Here is a 15107-nt window from a genome sequence, read left to right as displayed (position 1 = left end):
CCCCCCCACACAAGGCTTTGCCGCAATGAATGGGTAGGAAAATATCGTCCGGCGGAAACTCAGCCTGCTTGTGCGTGCAAACCAGAATTTTTATTTTGTTATCAGACATTTTGCCGCCTCCAGCGCCTGCTCGAGTGCTAAGTATAACCCAGCTCTCCTAATTGTGTTTTTGTAAAACTTAAAACCTTTTGCGCGTTGGACAGCGCTTGCCGCAAATCAAGTTCGGTCAGCGTGTCAAACGACGGGTAACGGATAAACACCGCATAGGTGGTAAGTTCCGCGCAAGTGTCTCGATATTTTTCAAATTCCTCTTTATGTTCAGCGCATTGCTTTAACAAAGCGTACAGATCATGCATTTTAATCAATGTTCCGCCGCGCGCTAAAATATAGGCTTTTAATATTTTCTCAATACTCTGCTGGCAAAGGAAACAAGCGATCTCTCGCGGAATAGGTTTAAACAAATCATACATTTTTTTGGCTGTATCATAATCAGTTTGGGCAAAACGGATCCACTCACTAATATCCAGATTGCTCATACAGAACCACTCCTTCGTTTTTGATCAAATGGGCAAAAGAAGTGGCGCGCTCCGCGTCTTTTTCAAAACGCGTTTGTTCAAAAGCCAATAAATCCAGCGGACGCTTCTGCACGCTGTATAATTTTTTGCGCAATTCGATGGCAATATCCAGCGGACGCTGGTCGGATTTTATGGTTAAAGCGCATAAGTCAATATCGCTGTCCGGCGTTGCTTCTCCGCGCGCCAATGAGCCAAAAAGAAACACTTTAGAGACCAGCTCGCTGTCCGAAAATATTTTAACAATTGCATTTAACTCGTCCTTTAACTGCTCCGGCATTAGAATTTCTCCCTTGGCTTTCTAAAAATATTATACCACACCGCTCTCCAGCGCCCTTTCGATCACCTTATCCATATCATAATATTTGTACTCCGCCAGACGCCCGCCGAAAATCACGTTCTTTTCTTTTTGCGCCAGTTCGGCGTATTTGTTGTAAAGCGCGGTGTTTTTGGCATCGTTGATCGGATAAAAAGGCTCGGCGCCTTCCTGCCATTCCACCGGATATTCTTTACTGATCACGGTCTGCGGCTGCGCGCCGGATTCAAAATGCTTGTGTTCAATTATCCGCGTGTAGGGCACGGCGGCGTCGGTATAATTAACGAGCGCGCTGCCCTGATAATTGGCGCAGTCCAGCGTCTCTGTTTCCCAGCGCAGCGAGCGGTATTCCAATCTGCCGAATTGATGATCGTAGTATCTGTCTATTTCTCCGGTGTAGACGATCTTGTCCGCCAGACTTTCCCAGTAAGGCCGGTCAGTAAAAAAATCACAGCTGGTTTTCGTTTCCACACCCTGCCATAAACTTTCGCTCAACTTATTGTACCCGCCGACCGGAATGCCCTGATAGCGGTCATTGAAATAATTATTGTCAAAAGTAAAACGCACCGGCAGGCGTTTGATAATAAAAGTCGGCAGTTCCGCGCACGGGCGTCCCCATTGTTTTTCGGTATAGCCTTTGATCAAAATCTCGTAAAGATCCTGTCCGACCAGCGCGATGGCCTGTTCCTCCAAATTTTGCGGTTCGGCAATACCGGCCGCCAAACGCTGTGCTGCGATTTTCCGCCGGGCTTCCTGCGGCGTAGTCACGCCCCATAGAGCGTAAAAAGTATTCATGTTAAAAGGCAGGTTGTACAGTTTGCCGCGGTAATTGGCCAGCGGCATATTGATAAAATTATTAAACTCGACCAGCGCGGTCACAAAATCCCAGACCGTTTTATTGCTGGTATGAAAAATATGCGGGCCATACTTGTGAACATTGACACCGGCAATATTTTCACAGTAAATATTCCCGCCAAGCCGCGGGCGTTTGTCGATAGCCAAAACTTTTTTGCCGGCCTGTCTGGCGCGAAAAGCAAAGACCGCGCCAAAAAGCCCCGCACCGACGATCAGATAGTCGTATTGTTTCCCCACGAAATCCCCCCAGATACTACAATTATTTACCTATTTACCAATCCAATAAATTTAAGTTTTTAATATACTGGTAATGCTTTAAATTGCGCGAAACAAGTGTTCCGTTATTGCTGATCACAATAGCAGCAATTAAAATATCCGCATCGCCGATAGTAATGCCTCGTTTGCGTAAATCCGCGTAAATGTCCGCGGCAAACACTACCGCATCTTCATCAAAAGGAATTACAGTTGTTGTGCACAAGAAATTCTCAAACTCCGCTTCAATCCTTTTGTTTTTCCTATATTTTAAACCTTTTAATACTTCATAAACATTAATAGCAGTCAAACAAATCTGCGCGCCGCTGCCAATAGCTTCTGTTAACTTTCTCTTGATTTTAGTATCGCCATCAAAAAGATAAGAAACAGTATTCGTGTCTAGAAAAATCATGGTTCTGGTCTGCCTAAAGAGAAATTTTTCCGTTCTTTCATTATATCCAGCACACACCTCACTGTTTCTTTATCCCAGGTGCCGAAATACTTTAAAATCCCCCTCTGGTCTTTGACTGGTTTTTTCAAGGTCTTTTTTTTCAGCGGCGCAGTAAAAGTAATAACCACTTCATACTCCTCCTGCACAGGAGCCGGCTCGCTTAATTTAAAATTAATTCCATCATAAACACCTTTTACAGCATACATAAAGCGCCTCTTTTTTAATTCATTATATCACAGCCGCGCTTTCTTAATTGTCAGCAGCCATTGCGCCGCCAGACTGATATAAGCCACGAGCGCTGTCGCCAGTACCAGTCCGGCCAGGCCCATTTTGAACTGGAACAAAAAGATGTAATTGGCTACGACATTTAAAATAATATTGGACAGGGAAAGCGCCAGCAAACCGCCAAAGATTTTTCTCACCACCAGAACATTATTCAAAAAACTATTCAGGTAAAAAGCCGGCAGGGCCAGCGCGTAATAACGCACCGCCGTCGCCGTGTAGGCCAGATCTGCCCCGCCGAAAAGCCCGTAGCCCAGGATCAATTTGACTAAAATATCCGGTATCGCAAACAGGATCGCGGCATACGGCACGCTGATCGCCAGAGCGATCCAGACAAATTTACTCAAGGTCTGCCAGTTGGTTTTTTCGGAAATGGCGGTAAAAAACATGCTGTTTAAGTTGATTATACCCTGCGGCAATTGGCTGATCAAAGCGCCGTAGACCAGCGCGCTGATCGCTTTTTCCGGCAGATAAGAAGCGAAAGCTTTATCTATCACCGCATACAAAGAAGCGGCGCCACCCAGCGTGGCAAAAATTAAAAATTGCCCCAGTAAATTTTTAAATTGTTTGTCCAGCCGGAAATCCGGCCGCAGATAACGAAAAACAAAGACCAGCTGCCAGAGCACGGCTAAAGTTAAAGAGATCAGCAACGCCCACGGCAAGACCCAAACCGTCTTATACATAAGTAGTCCGGCCGTGATCAGCGCAAATTGAGACATCGAATTCAGAAAATCAGTAACCGTTTGAATAGTGAACAATCTTTGCGAACGCAGGACTGTGCTAAAGTAGGAATATAAAAAATTCAAGATGATGAGCGGGAATAAGATCCATAAAACCGCCGAAAAAATAGGCCTAGCTTCACGTAAAAACGATATGGAAACAAGCGGCAAAACAATTGCCGCGAGCAAGGTTGTCGCGGCGCAGACCAGCAGATTGAAACCTAAAAGCTGCGCCGCAGACCTGGCAAAAGTCCGCTTATTTTTTTGTCCGGCTTTGGTCAGCCACGGAATACCCACCGAATAAACCGTGCCGGAAAAAATAGCGAAGATGCCGATAATACCGGCCGCGAAAAAATAGGCGTCCGTCTGATAATTAAAACCAAGGAGCGCGGCAATGGCAATATTTTTTAAATAACCAGCGCAGCGCGCCGCAAAATTCAAAGCCGAAGTGGTGAACAAAGCTCTTTTTATTGTTTCCGGTCTGGCCAGCTTATTCATCATTCTGCAATTTTCGGTAACACGCCGTAATATTCTCGACATAACCGTCCGGCAAAAAACGCTCCGCGACAGTCTGATAAGCTTTTTCTTTGATTTGCGCCTTTTGCTCGGCAGTCCTGCCCCACACATACAGGATCATTTTGGCAAGCTGCTCCGGCTGCCCCGGCTCGACCATGAATCCATCGCGGTACTGCTCGATGATCTCCGGTATGCCGCCAACCGCTGTAGCCACCACCAATTTTTTGCGGGACATGGCTTCGATGACCACGCGGCCAAAAGGCTCCTGATGCGACGGCACAACGACCAGCGAAGCTTTGTCCAAATAATGAGCGATATTATTGACCACGCCAGCAAAACTCACCGCCGTCAGCAGACCGTGCTGTTTCAAAAAACGGCGGATCTTCCAAAAGTACGGGCGTTCGGACGGCAAAGCCCGCCCCAAAACAGTCAAAGTCGCCTGGGGATTTTGGCGGCGCACAATCTCCAAAGCGCGCGCCAGATCCCACAAGCCTTTGCGTTTTTCGATCGAGCCCGCATAAAGCAGATTGTAGGGAGTTTCCGCCGCCGGTTCGTTCCGCGGCAGCTCCTCGATCGCGTTATAAACCACATCCAGCCGCGTCGGCTCACTGTCAAAATAACGCACCATGCTGTGCGAGATCAAGATCAACCGCCGCGCTTTGCGCAGAAGCCTTTTGGCCAGCGCGGGAAAACCGCTTAGATCCTCACGCACATGCATTATGGTTTTAATGCCGAATTTTTGGGCAATATCCAGCGCGTATTCGGTCAAAAAAGTATTGGCGTGAATGATCGCCGGACGAAAACGCGCCATGTATATATAGAGTTTCAGCGCTTTAAAATATTTATGCAGATTCAGGACTTTCACGCCAGACTGGTCGATCTTCTGTTCGAGCGGCCCGGACTGCGGCAGGACCAGCACCGGAAAATACCCTTTGGCGCGCAAACGATTGGCCAGTATCGCCAGCGAGATCGGCGCGCCGGAAAGATCAGACTGATGCGACACCAGCATCACGACATTGGGGCCGCTGCGCGGCTGGTATTTATCCGGCGGATAGCGGTCAAAGCCTTCGCGCAGGCCTTTGAGAAACATAGCCCAGCGCATTTTGGCGCGCCAAAACCGCCAGCTTTTTTCATCGCTGGTCTGCGCCTGCTGAGCGCGGCAAAAACGCAGGAACCAATCCGCGTTTAACGAGAGGAGCGCGTTCAAAAAAACATTAAACAAATTCACACCGACGCACAAGCCAGCCCAATAATGTTTACGCGACAGCAGCACGGCGGAACGGCCGGCCTGCCGGAATTTGTCCAAACGCTTTTCTAAAATCTCCGGCGTGTCCTCGCCGTCCGCTTTGAAAATATATCCCAGCGCTTTTGGGTTGACCTTAAATTTAAAACCTCTCTGCCGCGCCCGAAAACCCAGCTCCTGATCCTGAAAACCGTATTCTTTGAAATCTGGATCGAAGCCGCCGGTCAATTCTAGGACATCCCGCGTGACCGAAAGGTTATTGGTAATGAAGTTGACAAATGGTGAGTTTTCGTTGAATTTATTGATTTTTTTCGTGAAACGAGGCGGTTTTTTCGGGACGTCGCTGGCGGCTTTTATATACTCTACCCGGCCGCGCACTACTCCGACGCCTTTTTTGGCCCAACGCTGATGCGTGCTGAAATGCTCTTTTAAAAAATCTTTGTCCAGAATAATGTGGTCATCGATAAATACGATTATCTCGCCCTGCGCCACGCTAAAGCCGTGATTGCGGGCGGCGGCGCGGCCAAGATTTGGCTGAGAGATCAGTTTGAAAGCGAACGGAAATTTTTGTTTGGCCAGAGAGCGCGTCCGGTCAGCGCTACCATCGTCGGAAACAATAACCTCAAAATCCGTAAAAGTCTGTTTCTGCAACGAAGCCAGCGTTTCCCGTAGGCAGTCCAGCCGATTGTAGGTCGGAATAATAACAGAAATTTTAACCAAGGATTTTCTCCAGCGCCTCGACCACATCGTCGACATCCCGCGGCGTCAATTTGGCGGAAAGCGGCAAGCTCAAGATCCGCCCGGACACATATTCGGCATCAGGAAAATCGCCGTCTTTGTAACCGAAAGCCGCGCGGTAATACGGATGCAGATGCAGCGCGGTGTAATGCACGCCCGCGCCGATATTTTCCTGGGTCAAAGCGTTCAATAATTCATCGCGGGTCAGAGCGGCCCTGTCCGTATCCAGCAGCACGGTGTACAAATGCAAAGCGTGTTTGGTCTGCGGCTCAAAAGCGGCGGGCAGGATCAGTGGCAGTTTTTTCAGGCGCGCATTGTATTCTTGCCAGATCTCCAGCCGCCGCTGATAAAATTTTTCCACTTTTTTAAGCTGCTGCAGACCCAGCGCGGCCTGCAGATCCATCATATTGTATTTGAAGCCCGGGAAAAGCACCTGATAATGCTTGAAGCCCTTGTCAGAAAAACGTTTCCAGGCATCGCGCGACATGCCGTGCAGTCCGTACATTTTAATTTTGTCGGCGTACTCCTCATTATCGGTAATGACCATGCCGCCTTCGCCAGTCACCACATTTTTAGTCACGTAAAAAGAAAAGCAGCCCAGATCGCCGAATGTGCCGGCTGGTCGGCCGCGGTATTCTGTCTCGATAGCATGGGCGCAGTCTTCCACAAGGCGCAAATTGTGTTTTTGGGCGATGGCCGTTATTTTAGTCATGTCGCAGGGGCGTCCGGCAAAATGCACCGGCAGCAAGGCTTTGGTGCGCGGCGTAATAGCGGCCTCGATTTTGTCCGCGTCGATATTGAGCGTCTCCCTGTCAATATCCACAAAAACCGGCCGGCCGCCGGCGTGGATCACCGCGTTGGCCGTGGCGCAAAAAGTCAGCGGCGTGGTAATGACCTCGTCGCCCGGCTGAATGCCCAGCGCCACCATGGACAAATGCAGCCCGGCCGTGCAGGAATTGAGCGCCATAGCGTATTTGGCGCCCCGATAATTTTTAAAATCCTCCTCAAACTGCTTGACTTTCGGCCCCGTGCCCAGCCAGCCGGAACGCAAAACAGCGGTCACCGCCTGAATATCGTCTTCCTCCAGACGCGGACTGCCAAAAACTAAAAATTTGTCTCTAGACATAAAATTCCTTTGTCTTTATTATATATTAGTTAAGGTATTTATTAAAATCTTTCGCCGGGGGAAAATTTTGCAACAAACGGCCGCGGCTTGCGATATATAAATATGATGTTACATAAACAGATCAGCTTTCGATTCGGTGAACTGAAAAATTTGACCCTGCCCCCTGAAAGCTGGGTTTGCCGCCAAAACGCTAAAAATTATCGAGCGGCGCAGGAAACTGTGGCAACTTACAGCTTCCATTTGAAAAATCTGCCGCAGGATCTGGAAATATTTCAGGAACACACGGTGGCTGATTATGTCAATTTCTTAGTGGAGCAGTTCGTGCAGACGGATACGCCGGACGGCGATCCAGCCATTACAGCAGAAATCAAGAAATTTAATTTCGATTTTTCCACCCAGCTCAGCGTTTTTACCATGATCCGGGATATTTCTTTGGCTTTAGCCAAACAAAACATCAGCCCGTTGATCGTTGCGTATATTGCCCCCACGGCGCTGGAGATCAGATCCGACGGCGACATAGCCAACTATATTTTGCTTTGCGAGCTATATTGCCTGCTGCCGTATCTAGCTCTGCCATACTCTCAGCCAGTGGAGGAACTCTTTAAACTTTATGGCAACGACTTCAACACACTGCTCAGGGCGCTTAATGAGAGCGTTCATTCAGCTTCGCCGCTTTGAGCGGCAGGCCAAAACAGCGGATAAAACCGGCCGCGTCTTTTTGATCATAGAGGTCAGAATTCGTAAAAGACGCCAGATTTTCCAGATACAGCGAATACGGCGACTTAACTCCCGCCGACGCAATATTGCCCTTGTACAATTTTAAACGCGCCGTGCCGTCCATTTTTTCCTGCGTCTTGTGCACAAAAGCGTCCAGCGCCGCGCGCGCCGGTGTGAACCACTGGCCATTGTAAACCAGCTCGGCGTACTTATGCGCCAAATGCTGTTTGAGATGATAGGTTTCTTTATCCAAAACAAGCTGCTCCAGATCGTCATGCGCCGCGTACAGAATAGAACCGCCCGGCGTTTCATAAACACCACGCGATTTCATGCCGATCAGCCGGTTTTCCACGATGTCGATCTGCCCGATAGCGTGTTTGCCGCCGATCTCGTTCAGCTTCAAAAGCAGCTCAACCGCCGGCAGCTTCTGGCCGTTCAGGGCGACTGGCGCGCCTTGCGCAAATTCCAGTTCTATATACTCGGCTTTGTCCGGCGCTTTCTCTAAAGTATTGGAAATACTGAAAACTATGTCCGCCGGTTCCTGCCACGGGTCTTCCAGTTCCGCGCCTTCGTGCGAGATATGCCAGATGTTAGCATCCTCTGAATATATGCGTTTTTTCGTGATTTTAAGCGGAATATTGTGCTTCTCCGCGTACTCGATCGCCTCCTCGCGGGAGTTGATAGTCCATTTGGGATCACGCCACGGGGCAATTATCTGCAGATCAGGGTTGAGCGCCAGGAAAGTCAGCTCAAAACGCACCTGATCATTGCCTTTGCCGGTGGCTCCGTGCGCCACGGCGTCCGCGTTTTCTTTTTCCGCAATAGCCACCTGATGTTTGGCAATAACCGGCCGGGCAAAAGAGGTGCCCAGCAAATACCTGCTTTCGTACACGGCGCCGGCTTTGAGCGTTGGCCAGATGTATTCCTCGACAAACTCCTGACGCAGATCCAGAACGTACACCTTGCTGGCGCCGGCGGCTTTAGCGCGCTGTTCCAGATCGTCCAGTTCGCGCAAACCCTGCCCCACATCCGCGGCATAAGCGACGACCTCGCAGCCGTAATTGTTTTTAAGCCAATGGATCATAATCGATGTATCCAGACCGCCGGAATACGCCAGCACCACTTTTTTTACCATTTTTATTCTCCTTAAAAAATCTCGCCTTGTTTTTACCCCGCCCCAACCCTCCCCTTGATAAGGGGAGGGCGCGACAGCGTTAGCTGGAGCGGGTGGGGTGTTTCGCCAAGCGAAACATCAAAACACCAAAATTTATTTCAACAAATACACCAAAATCGCTTTCTGCGCGTGCAGACGGTTTTCGGCCTGCTCAAAAACTATTGATTTTTCCGGATCGTCGATCACCTCGTCCGTGATCTCCAGACCGCGGTGCGCCGGCAGGCAGTGCATTATTTTAACCTTTTTCGGCGCTTTTTTGAGAAGCTGGCTATTGACCTGATAATCCCGGAATGCTTTGTTTTTTTGCGCGGCCAGTTTTTCCTGCCCCATGCTGGCCCAAACATCCGTATAAATAAAATCCGCTTTTTTCACCGCGGCGGCGGGGTCATTGGTCAGGAACACTTTATTCTCCGCGGCCATTTTTTTATCCGGCGCGTAATTTTTGGGCGTGCAGACCGTCAGCTCAATGCCGGTTTTTTCGGCCAGATGGAGCAGCGAATTCGTCACATTATTAGCGTCGCCAATATAGGTCAAACGCACTCCCTTAAGGTCGCCGGTAATTTCGTACATAGTCAGCGCGTCCGCCATCGCCTGGCAGGGATGCATCAGATCGGTCAGACCGTTAATGACCGGCACGCTGGCATGTTCGGCCAGCCCCAGCGCGATATCATGGCCAAAAGTACGCACCATGAGCGCGTCGCAGAAGCGGCTCAAAGTCCGCGCCACATCCGGCACCGACTCGCGCGTGCCGAGACCGCACTCGCCAGCCGTGATATTGATCGCGTGACCGCCCAGCTCATACATCGCCACATCAAAAGACACGCGTGTCCGCGTCGAAGGTTTATCAAAGATCATCGCCAGCGATTCGCCCTGCAGCAACTCGTGCTTTTTGCCAGCGCGCGCCTGCGCTTTGAGATTATAGGCCTGGCGGATCAGATGATTGATCGTTTTAGCGTCATGGTCGGTTATGGATATAAAGTCTTTTTTTACCATATTTTTGAATTAGTATACACTATTTGCCTGAAAATTTTTAGAAGCGGAAGCAAAATATGTTATAATAATGTGCAATGGCTGTTAAAATACTTGATTCAGCTAAAAAGCATGGTATTCACGAAAAAGACATAATCTATGTCATTGAGCATGCTATTGAAGTAATTGAAATCGCGGAAAATCCGCAGAAATTGCTTTATATTGGGTTTGATCGGTCTTTGCGAACACTTGAGGTGATTACTGTTTTAAAAAGCCATGGGGAAGAAATTGTAATACATGCTATGAAAGCAACGAAAAAGGTCATCAAAATATTAAAGGAGCTGCAAAATGATTGAGAAAACATTTGAGAAGCTTGATGACGGCACTCCGTTAACGGAAAAACTTGTCGAAAAAATGGTGTTAGATGTTTATTCGGCGCTGAAAAAAGGAGCGTACCGGCCTATAAAAAACCCACACGGTAAAATAAAACCAATAAGGATAACAAGCCAAAAATTACGTTCTAAACTAGAAAAAATCGCCTCGGAATAATACTTTAATCCAGCGTCACCATTGTCCCGATACCCTCGCTGGTCAGAGTTTCCAGCAGGAGCGAATGTTCGACCGTGCCATTGATAATGTGCACCGATCTTACGCCGGCGCTCAAAACATCCAGCGCGCTCCGGATCTTGGGTATCATACCGCCGGAGATTATTTTACTCTCGAGCAATTCTTCGGCTTTTTTCTTATTGAGGCGCTGGATCAGCTTTTTGTTATTATCCAGCACACCGTCCACATCGGTCATCAGATACAGCTTCACAGCCGCCAGCTCTTTGGCGATCTTGCAGGCGGCCAGATCGGCATTGATATTGTAGGTTTCCCCCGTCCGGCTCATGGCCACAGACGAAATGACGGGAATAAAATCTTTTTCCTGCAAATCGCGCACTATTTCGGCGTTGACGGTCTTGATCTCGCCGACAAAACCGAGATCGTACTCTGACTCCAGTTTTTCGGCAACGAAAAGCCCGGCGTCTTTGCCGGACAGAGACACGGCTTTGGTCTCGCCTTCGCGGTGCAGCAGCTCGACAATTTCCTTGCCGACGCGCCCCAAAACCATTTCGGCAATTTCCATAGTCTCTCCGTCCGTTACGCGCAGGCCGTTGGGCGCAAACTCAGGCTTTTTGCCAATTTTATCCAGCCAGCTATTGATCTCCTTGCCGCCGCCGTGCACCACGACCGGTTTCATGCCAATATAATTCAGCAGCGCGATATCGCGCGCCACTTCGCGCTTGAGGCGCGGGTCGACCATCGCGGAGCCGCCGTATTTGATGACGACTATCGCGCCCTGAAATTTGCGTATATACGGCAGCGCGTCTAAAATAACCTCGACTTTGTCCTGAAACTTCCGCATAGGACTGAATTATAACATGAAACTTCTGCGGCGCGAAAAATACCTCTACCTGCGCGGCCACAACGAAATTATGCAGGTTACGGCCGCTTCAGGCAAAGTCACGCCATACAATCTAAACTAATTATACTTTGTATTTATCTTAACGTACCCCTCGGTCAGATCGCAGCCCCAAGCCTGCGCGGATTCGCGGCCGTTGGCGAGGTCGATATTGATGGTCACAGTCTTGCTTTGCAGACCGTCCCATTTCATTCTGACTTTTTCGGGGTCAAATCTTGCCCCGCTGCGGCCGACCGCCGCGATCACCCTGCCCCAATTGTCGTCGCCGCCGTACACCGCGCATTTGACCAGCGGCGAACCAGCCACCGCTTTGGCGGCCAGCCGCGCTTCTTTGAGCGCGCGCGCGCCGGTCACGTTGACCTCGATGAGCTTGGTCGCGCCCTCGCCGTCCGCGGCTATCGCTTTGGCCAGATAAATGAGGACTTCGGTCAACGCCGCCTGAAAAATAGGCAAAGTCTGGCGGTCAATACGCGCGCCGGACATACCGTTGGCCAGGCAAAGGCACATATCATTGGTGCTGGTATCGCCATCGACAGTCACCTGATTAAAAGAAATAGCGGTAACTTCACGAATAATTCTCTGTAAAAGGCTGTGACTTAGCGAAGCGTCAGTGGTAATAAAAGCCAGCATCGTGGCCATATTAGGGTGGATCATGCCGGAACCTTTGGCCACGCCGCAGATCGTCACATCGCGGCCCAGAAGCTGCACGGTCTTGGATATTTTTTTTACGACAAGGTCTGTGGTCAAAATCGCCTCGGCGAAATCGTCGTAATCGTGCTTCAGGTTTTTTTGGAGCAGTTCCGCGCCTTTTTTTATTTTATCCATAGGCAAATTCTGGCCGATCACGCCGGTCGAAGCGGTCAAGACCGGCCCGCCGAAAAGTTTTTCCGCAATTTTGGCATACTCGGCGTCATCTTTATCGCCCTGTTTGCCGGTGCAGGCATTGGCGTATTTGGTGTTCACGATAATCGCTTTGGCGGAGCCGCGGCGCAGTATTTTGCGGCCGCGCTTGACGCAGGCGGCGCAGGCCAGATTGGTCGTGGTGACGCCGGCGCAAACCGCCTTTTTCTCGGAAACGATCAGCCCCATGTCCTTTTTAGCGCCGTCTTTCAGACCAGCATGTACCCCGGCATATTGAAAACCTTTCGGCAACATTTTTTACTCCTTTTTGTATATTTTAGCGTGAGAAATACTTTACCCGCGCGGCCACGACATAGTCATGAAGGTTACGGCCGCTTCAGGCAAAGTTATTTCTCACGCCATACATTCTTCATCTACGTTAAACTTACGGATTTAAAGCAAGCCTTTCCAAACCCGTGGTTTCCGGCAGTCCGCACATTATATTCATATTCTGCACGGCTTGACCAGACGCGCCTTTGACCAGATTATCCAGAACAGACACCAAAATCAGCTGACTGCCGTCCCCGACAACCGTTGGAGAGATCAGACAGTAATTGCTCCCCACAACGTCTTTCAAAGTCGGCGGGTTTTCCACAACGCGCACAAAAGGCTCATTTTGGTACCGTTTTTGCAATACGGACAATACATCGTCCGTGTTTGTTTTTTTGCTCAACTTCACATAAATTGTTGCCAAAATACCGCGATTGACCGGTAAAAGATGCGGTGAAAAAACCACTGGAGCGCCCCCTAAATTCTGCTCTATTTCCGGCTGATGACGATGCGCGCCAAGTTTGTAAGTCGAAAAATTTGTATAGACTTCCAAAAAATGGGTGTCCTGCCGCAGAGCGCGTCCCGCTCCGGAAGCTCCGGATTTGGCATCGATAATGATAGACCCCTCGACAAAAGGCAGGCCTTCGACTATCGGTTTTAAAGCCAAAGTCGCCGCTGTGACATAACAGCCCGGATTGGCGACCAGCTGGGCTTTTTTGAGCCGCGCGCGATTGTATTCCGGCAGACCGTAAACAGCCCGCGCGTTCATTTTCGGCGCGGTGTGTTTTTGGTAGGTTTTTTCATAAACGGCAATATCCCGAAAACGAAAATCCGCGCCAAGATCGATGACTTTCACGCCAGCGTTCACCAGCTCCGGCGCGATATCCATAGATCGGCCATGCGGCAGGCAGATAAAAACCGCGTCGAGTTTCCGCGCCGCGGACAATTTATACTCGGCCAGTTTTTGGGAAAAACGCGGGCGCAAAAAAGGATATATTGCGTTGATATCCTGCCCGGCCGCCGAAGTGGTGGTCAGGTATTTTATTTCCACCGCGGGGTGGTCGAGCAAAAGGCGGAGCAACTCCGCGCCGGTGTAACCCGTCGCGCCGATAATGCCTATTTTTATTTTGCCGCTCATATAATTACTCTTGCAGTTTTTTTCTTAGCGCTTCCAGCTCCGCCAAAATTTGCGGGTCGTCAATATACTGTCTGGTAATCTTAGCAAAATTCTTAAATCTAGGATACAGCTCAGCCTTGCGTTCGGCGAAAGAACGCTCCGGCGGCGCAAATTGCGCGGCGGCCAATTCGGCCAAAAGGCGTTCGGTGTTTTCCGCGGACATACTCAGGATTTCGCCTGCCAGACCTTATGCGCCTCGTGACGGTCAATGAATTGATCGGTAACATATTTATGCAAAACCATTGTGATAAAAGTCTGATACGGCAAACCGCACTCACCGGCTTTTTGCTTCACTTTACCCAGATCACTGCCGTTGAAACGCAGATTGACATTGCGGCTTTTTCGGGCACGCTCAATGACCTCAGCAAATCTCGCTCTGGTCTCAGCCGACGCCGGAACAAAAGTCTCGATCCGATCTTCGATGCTCTGTTCATAAGGATCAAGTTTGAACACTGTTTTTTTTCTTTTCACTTTTATTTTTCTCCGTATAATTTATTGAAAACGGATAACACCCAGGGACGGGCAGATCCTTAAGCGTACAGCAGTTTGCCTTTAGGCGCGGGGATAGTACGGCCTAAAAAAGACGCTGTTTCGATCCAGTCAAAAATTGCCGCGTCAGCGCTTTGTACCGCTTCGTTATAGGTCTGTCCGTCTGCCATGCAACCAGCCAATTCTGGAACTTCAGCGATATACGCGCTGTCCGCTTCGCTCCAATAAACTATAATTTCATATTTATTCATTTGGCGCCTCTAACCTATATTTTACCACAATATCTCGCACTTGTTTAACCTGATACGGCTTGGCTTGCGAACCTCTCGGCTGAATATTTAATATTTCCGCAATATCTCTATGATAGTAAATATGATGACTGCCCTTTATCCGCTCCGAGAAACCCAGCGTCAACAATAGTTTGGTAATATCGCTAAAACTAAACGCACTATCATGCCTGCCAGACAAAAGCTTCTGCACTAGTTTTTCATATTTACTCACATATCAAATTATATCATATGTACAGCGGTTTGTTTTTTTTCTCGTCCCAGACGATCTCCATAACAAACCCCATTTTACGCTAATGTATAGACAATGTCAATCCAGGCTGAATAATCCCCGCCAAAAGGCGTTCGGCGTTTCCCGCGGATCTCACGCGGAACCCGGGCGATTTGCCAGCCAAAATTTTCCGCCGGAGTGAGGTTTTTTAGGAACATACAGGATCGGCGCGTCGTACCGGGTCAGCGTTTTGTCCGAGGTCAGCAACAGCAGGCCTTCCGCTTTAGCCTGCGCGATCAGGATACGATCAAAAGGGTCTTTGTGTATAGGCGGCAAATCCCGCACCAGCAAAGCATGAGCGCTGGTTATAGGCAGTTC

21 protein-coding genes are annotated in these 15107 nt (G+C 49.4%); 3 read left to right on the top strand and 18 right to left on the bottom strand.

What is annotated here, in order from left to right; genetic code table 11:
* Positions 1-137 precede the first annotated feature (137 nt).
* From LBJ25_00725 to LBJ25_00690, 8 genes are read right to left on the bottom strand one after another with little or no spacing between them, the layout of a single operon-like run.
* A complete protein-coding gene (locus tag LBJ25_00725; GenBank protein MDR1452488.1) occupies positions 138-536 on the bottom strand; it encodes a HEPN domain-containing protein in 399 nt (132 codons plus the stop codon).
* Positions 517-852 (bottom strand): nucleotidyltransferase domain-containing protein, encoded by a 336-nt coding sequence (locus tag LBJ25_00720; protein MDR1452487.1) that lies wholly within the window; start codon positions 850-852, stop codon positions 517-519. The genes LBJ25_00725 and LBJ25_00720 overlap by 20 nt, the downstream gene beginning before the upstream one ends.
* Before the next feature lie 30 nt (positions 853-882).
* Positions 883-1980: a UDP-galactopyranose mutase gene (gene glf / locus LBJ25_00715; GenBank protein ID MDR1452486.1), complete on the bottom strand. Its 1098-nt coding sequence runs from the start codon at positions 1978-1980 to the stop codon at positions 883-885.
* 34 nt (positions 1981-2014) lie between these two features.
* Complete coding sequence (locus LBJ25_00710) at positions 2015-2407, bottom strand: type II toxin-antitoxin system VapC family toxin (GenBank protein MDR1452485.1); 393 nt, start codon at positions 2405-2407, stop codon at positions 2015-2017.
* Positions 2404-2652: a hypothetical protein gene (locus LBJ25_00705; protein ID MDR1452484.1), complete on the bottom strand. Its 249-nt coding sequence runs from the start codon at positions 2650-2652 to the stop codon at positions 2404-2406. Before LBJ25_00705 ends, LBJ25_00710 begins: the two co-directional genes overlap by 4 nt.
* Positions 2653-2679: 27 nt before the next feature.
* Entirely contained in the window at positions 2680-3948 is a 1269-nt protein-coding gene (locus LBJ25_00700) for a hypothetical protein (protein MDR1452483.1), read from the bottom strand.
* On the bottom strand, positions 3938-5926 hold the full coding sequence (locus LBJ25_00695; GenBank protein MDR1452482.1) for a glycosyltransferase: 1989 nt from the start codon (positions 5924-5926) through the stop codon (positions 3938-3940). The genes LBJ25_00700 and LBJ25_00695 overlap by 11 nt, the downstream gene beginning before the upstream one ends.
* A complete protein-coding gene (locus tag LBJ25_00690; GenBank protein MDR1452481.1) occupies positions 5919-7070 on the bottom strand; it encodes a DegT/DnrJ/EryC1/StrS family aminotransferase in 1152 nt (383 codons plus the stop codon). The genes LBJ25_00695 and LBJ25_00690 overlap by 8 nt, the downstream gene beginning before the upstream one ends.
* 102 nt (positions 7071-7172) lie before the next feature.
* On the opposite strand from LBJ25_00690, the gene LBJ25_00685 reads away from it, so the two are divergent.
* Entirely contained in the window at positions 7173-7748 is a 576-nt protein-coding gene (locus tag LBJ25_00685; GenBank protein ID MDR1452480.1) for a hypothetical protein, read from the top strand.
* Here LBJ25_00685 and LBJ25_00680 read toward each other — a convergent pair.
* Together LBJ25_00680 and argF are read right to left on the bottom strand one after the other, a co-directional pair.
* Entirely contained in the window at positions 7714-8922 is a 1209-nt protein-coding gene (locus LBJ25_00680; GenBank protein ID MDR1452479.1) for an argininosuccinate synthase, read from the bottom strand. The genes LBJ25_00685 and LBJ25_00680 overlap by 35 nt on opposite strands.
* Before the next feature lie 132 nt (positions 8923-9054).
* Entirely contained in the window at positions 9055-9954 is a 900-nt protein-coding gene (argF, locus tag LBJ25_00675) for an ornithine carbamoyltransferase (protein MDR1452478.1), read from the bottom strand.
* 74 nt (positions 9955-10028) lie between these two features.
* On the opposite strand from argF, the gene LBJ25_00670 reads away from it, so the two are divergent.
* On the top strand, positions 10029-10286 hold the full coding sequence (locus LBJ25_00670) for a hypothetical protein (GenBank protein MDR1452477.1): 258 nt from the start codon (positions 10029-10031) through the stop codon (positions 10284-10286).
* A complete protein-coding gene (locus LBJ25_00665) occupies positions 10279-10479 on the top strand; it encodes a hypothetical protein (GenBank protein ID MDR1452476.1) in 201 nt (66 codons plus the stop codon). Before LBJ25_00670 ends, LBJ25_00665 begins: the two co-directional genes overlap by 8 nt.
* A gap of 4 nt (positions 10480-10483) precedes the next feature.
* Here LBJ25_00665 and argB read toward each other — a convergent pair whose 3' ends face one another.
* From argB to LBJ25_00625, 8 genes are all read right to left on the bottom strand, one after another.
* Positions 10484-11338 carry an acetylglutamate kinase gene (argB, locus tag LBJ25_00660; GenBank protein MDR1452475.1) on the bottom strand — a complete coding sequence of 285 codons (855 nt, stop codon included), beginning with the start codon at positions 11336-11338 and terminating at the stop codon, positions 10484-10486.
* 117 nt (positions 11339-11455) lie between these two features.
* Positions 11456-12550 carry a bifunctional glutamate N-acetyltransferase/amino-acid acetyltransferase ArgJ gene (gene argJ, locus LBJ25_00655; protein ID MDR1452474.1) on the bottom strand — a complete coding sequence of 365 codons (1095 nt, stop codon included), beginning with the start codon at positions 12548-12550 and terminating at the stop codon, positions 11456-11458.
* A gap of 130 nt (positions 12551-12680) precedes the next feature.
* Positions 12681-13703 carry an N-acetyl-gamma-glutamyl-phosphate reductase gene (gene argC, locus LBJ25_00650; protein ID MDR1452473.1) on the bottom strand — a complete coding sequence of 341 codons (1023 nt, stop codon included), beginning with the start codon at positions 13701-13703 and terminating at the stop codon, positions 12681-12683.
* A gap of 4 nt (positions 13704-13707) precedes the next feature.
* Entirely contained in the window at positions 13708-13905 is a 198-nt protein-coding gene (locus LBJ25_00645) for a hypothetical protein (GenBank protein ID MDR1452472.1), read from the bottom strand.
* A gap of 2 nt (positions 13906-13907) precedes the next feature.
* On the bottom strand, positions 13908-14213 hold the full coding sequence (locus LBJ25_00640) for an antitoxin (GenBank protein MDR1452471.1): 306 nt from the start codon (positions 14211-14213) through the stop codon (positions 13908-13910).
* Between the two features lie 59 nt (positions 14214-14272).
* A complete protein-coding gene (locus tag LBJ25_00635; protein MDR1452470.1) occupies positions 14273-14482 on the bottom strand; it encodes a type II toxin-antitoxin system HicB family antitoxin in 210 nt (69 codons plus the stop codon).
* Positions 14475-14732, bottom strand: a complete 258-nt coding sequence (locus LBJ25_00630) for a type II toxin-antitoxin system HicA family toxin (protein MDR1452469.1) — start codon at positions 14730-14732, stop codon at positions 14475-14477. The genes LBJ25_00635 and LBJ25_00630 overlap by 8 nt, the downstream gene beginning before the upstream one ends.
* 150 nt (positions 14733-14882) lie before the next feature.
* A partial coding sequence (locus tag LBJ25_00625; protein MDR1452468.1) for a type II toxin-antitoxin system VapC family toxin occupies positions 14883-15107 on the bottom strand: 225 nt, incomplete at its 5' end.

This window comes from Candidatus Margulisiibacteriota bacterium (assembly GCA_031268855.1).
Classification (GTDB): Bacteria; Margulisbacteria; Termititenacia; order Termititenacales; family Termititenacaceae; genus Termititenax.
The sequence above is the reverse complement of the archived record's forward strand: the minus strand, read 5'-3'. Positions and strand labels throughout refer to the sequence as shown.

Bases quoted from the DNA above. Each gene is read 5' to 3' on its own strand.
- LBJ25_00670 (MDR1452477.1), top strand. From the start codon at position 10,029: ATGGCTGTTAAAATACTTGATTCAGCTAAAAAGCATGGTATTCACGAA.
- LBJ25_00685 (MDR1452480.1), top strand. From the start codon at position 7,173: ATGATGTTACATAAACAGATCAGCTTTCGATTCGGTGAACTGAAAAAT.
- argF (MDR1452478.1), bottom strand. From the start codon at position 9,954: ATGGTAAAAAAAGACTTTATATCCATAACCGACCATGACGCTAAAACG.
- LBJ25_00725 (MDR1452488.1), bottom strand. From the start codon at position 536: ATGAGCAATCTGGATATTAGTGAGTGGATCCGTTTTGCCCAAACTGAT.
- LBJ25_00665 (MDR1452476.1), top strand. From the start codon at position 10,279: ATGATTGAGAAAACATTTGAGAAGCTTGATGACGGCACTCCGTTAACG.
- LBJ25_00705 (MDR1452484.1), bottom strand. From the start codon at position 2,652: ATGTATGCTGTAAAAGGTGTTTATGATGGAATTAATTTTAAATTAAGC.
- LBJ25_00680 (MDR1452479.1), bottom strand. From the start codon at position 8,922: ATGGTAAAAAAAGTGGTGCTGGCGTATTCCGGCGGTCTGGATACATCG.
- argJ (MDR1452474.1), bottom strand. From the start codon at position 12,550: ATGTTGCCGAAAGGTTTTCAATATGCCGGGGTACATGCTGGTCTGAAA.
- argB (MDR1452475.1), bottom strand. From the start codon at position 11,338: ATGCGGAAGTTTCAGGACAAAGTCGAGGTTATTTTAGACGCGCTGCCG.
- LBJ25_00720 (MDR1452487.1), bottom strand. From the start codon at position 852: ATGCCGGAGCAGTTAAAGGACGAGTTAAATGCAATTGTTAAAATATTT.
- LBJ25_00645 (MDR1452472.1), bottom strand. From the start codon at position 13,905: ATGTCCGCGGAAAACACCGAACGCCTTTTGGCCGAATTGGCCGCCGCG.
- LBJ25_00690 (MDR1452481.1), bottom strand. From the start codon at position 7,070: ATGTCTAGAGACAAATTTTTAGTTTTTGGCAGTCCGCGTCTGGAGGAA.
- argC (MDR1452473.1), bottom strand. From the start codon at position 13,703: ATGAGCGGCAAAATAAAAATAGGCATTATCGGCGCGACGGGTTACACC.
- LBJ25_00635 (MDR1452470.1), bottom strand. From the start codon at position 14,482: ATGAATAAATATGAAATTATAGTTTATTGGAGCGAAGCGGACAGCGCG.
- LBJ25_00710 (MDR1452485.1), bottom strand. From the start codon at position 2,407: ATGATTTTTCTAGACACGAATACTGTTTCTTATCTTTTTGATGGCGAT.
- LBJ25_00700 (MDR1452483.1), bottom strand. From the start codon at position 3,948: ATGATGAATAAGCTGGCCAGACCGGAAACAATAAAAAGAGCTTTGTTC.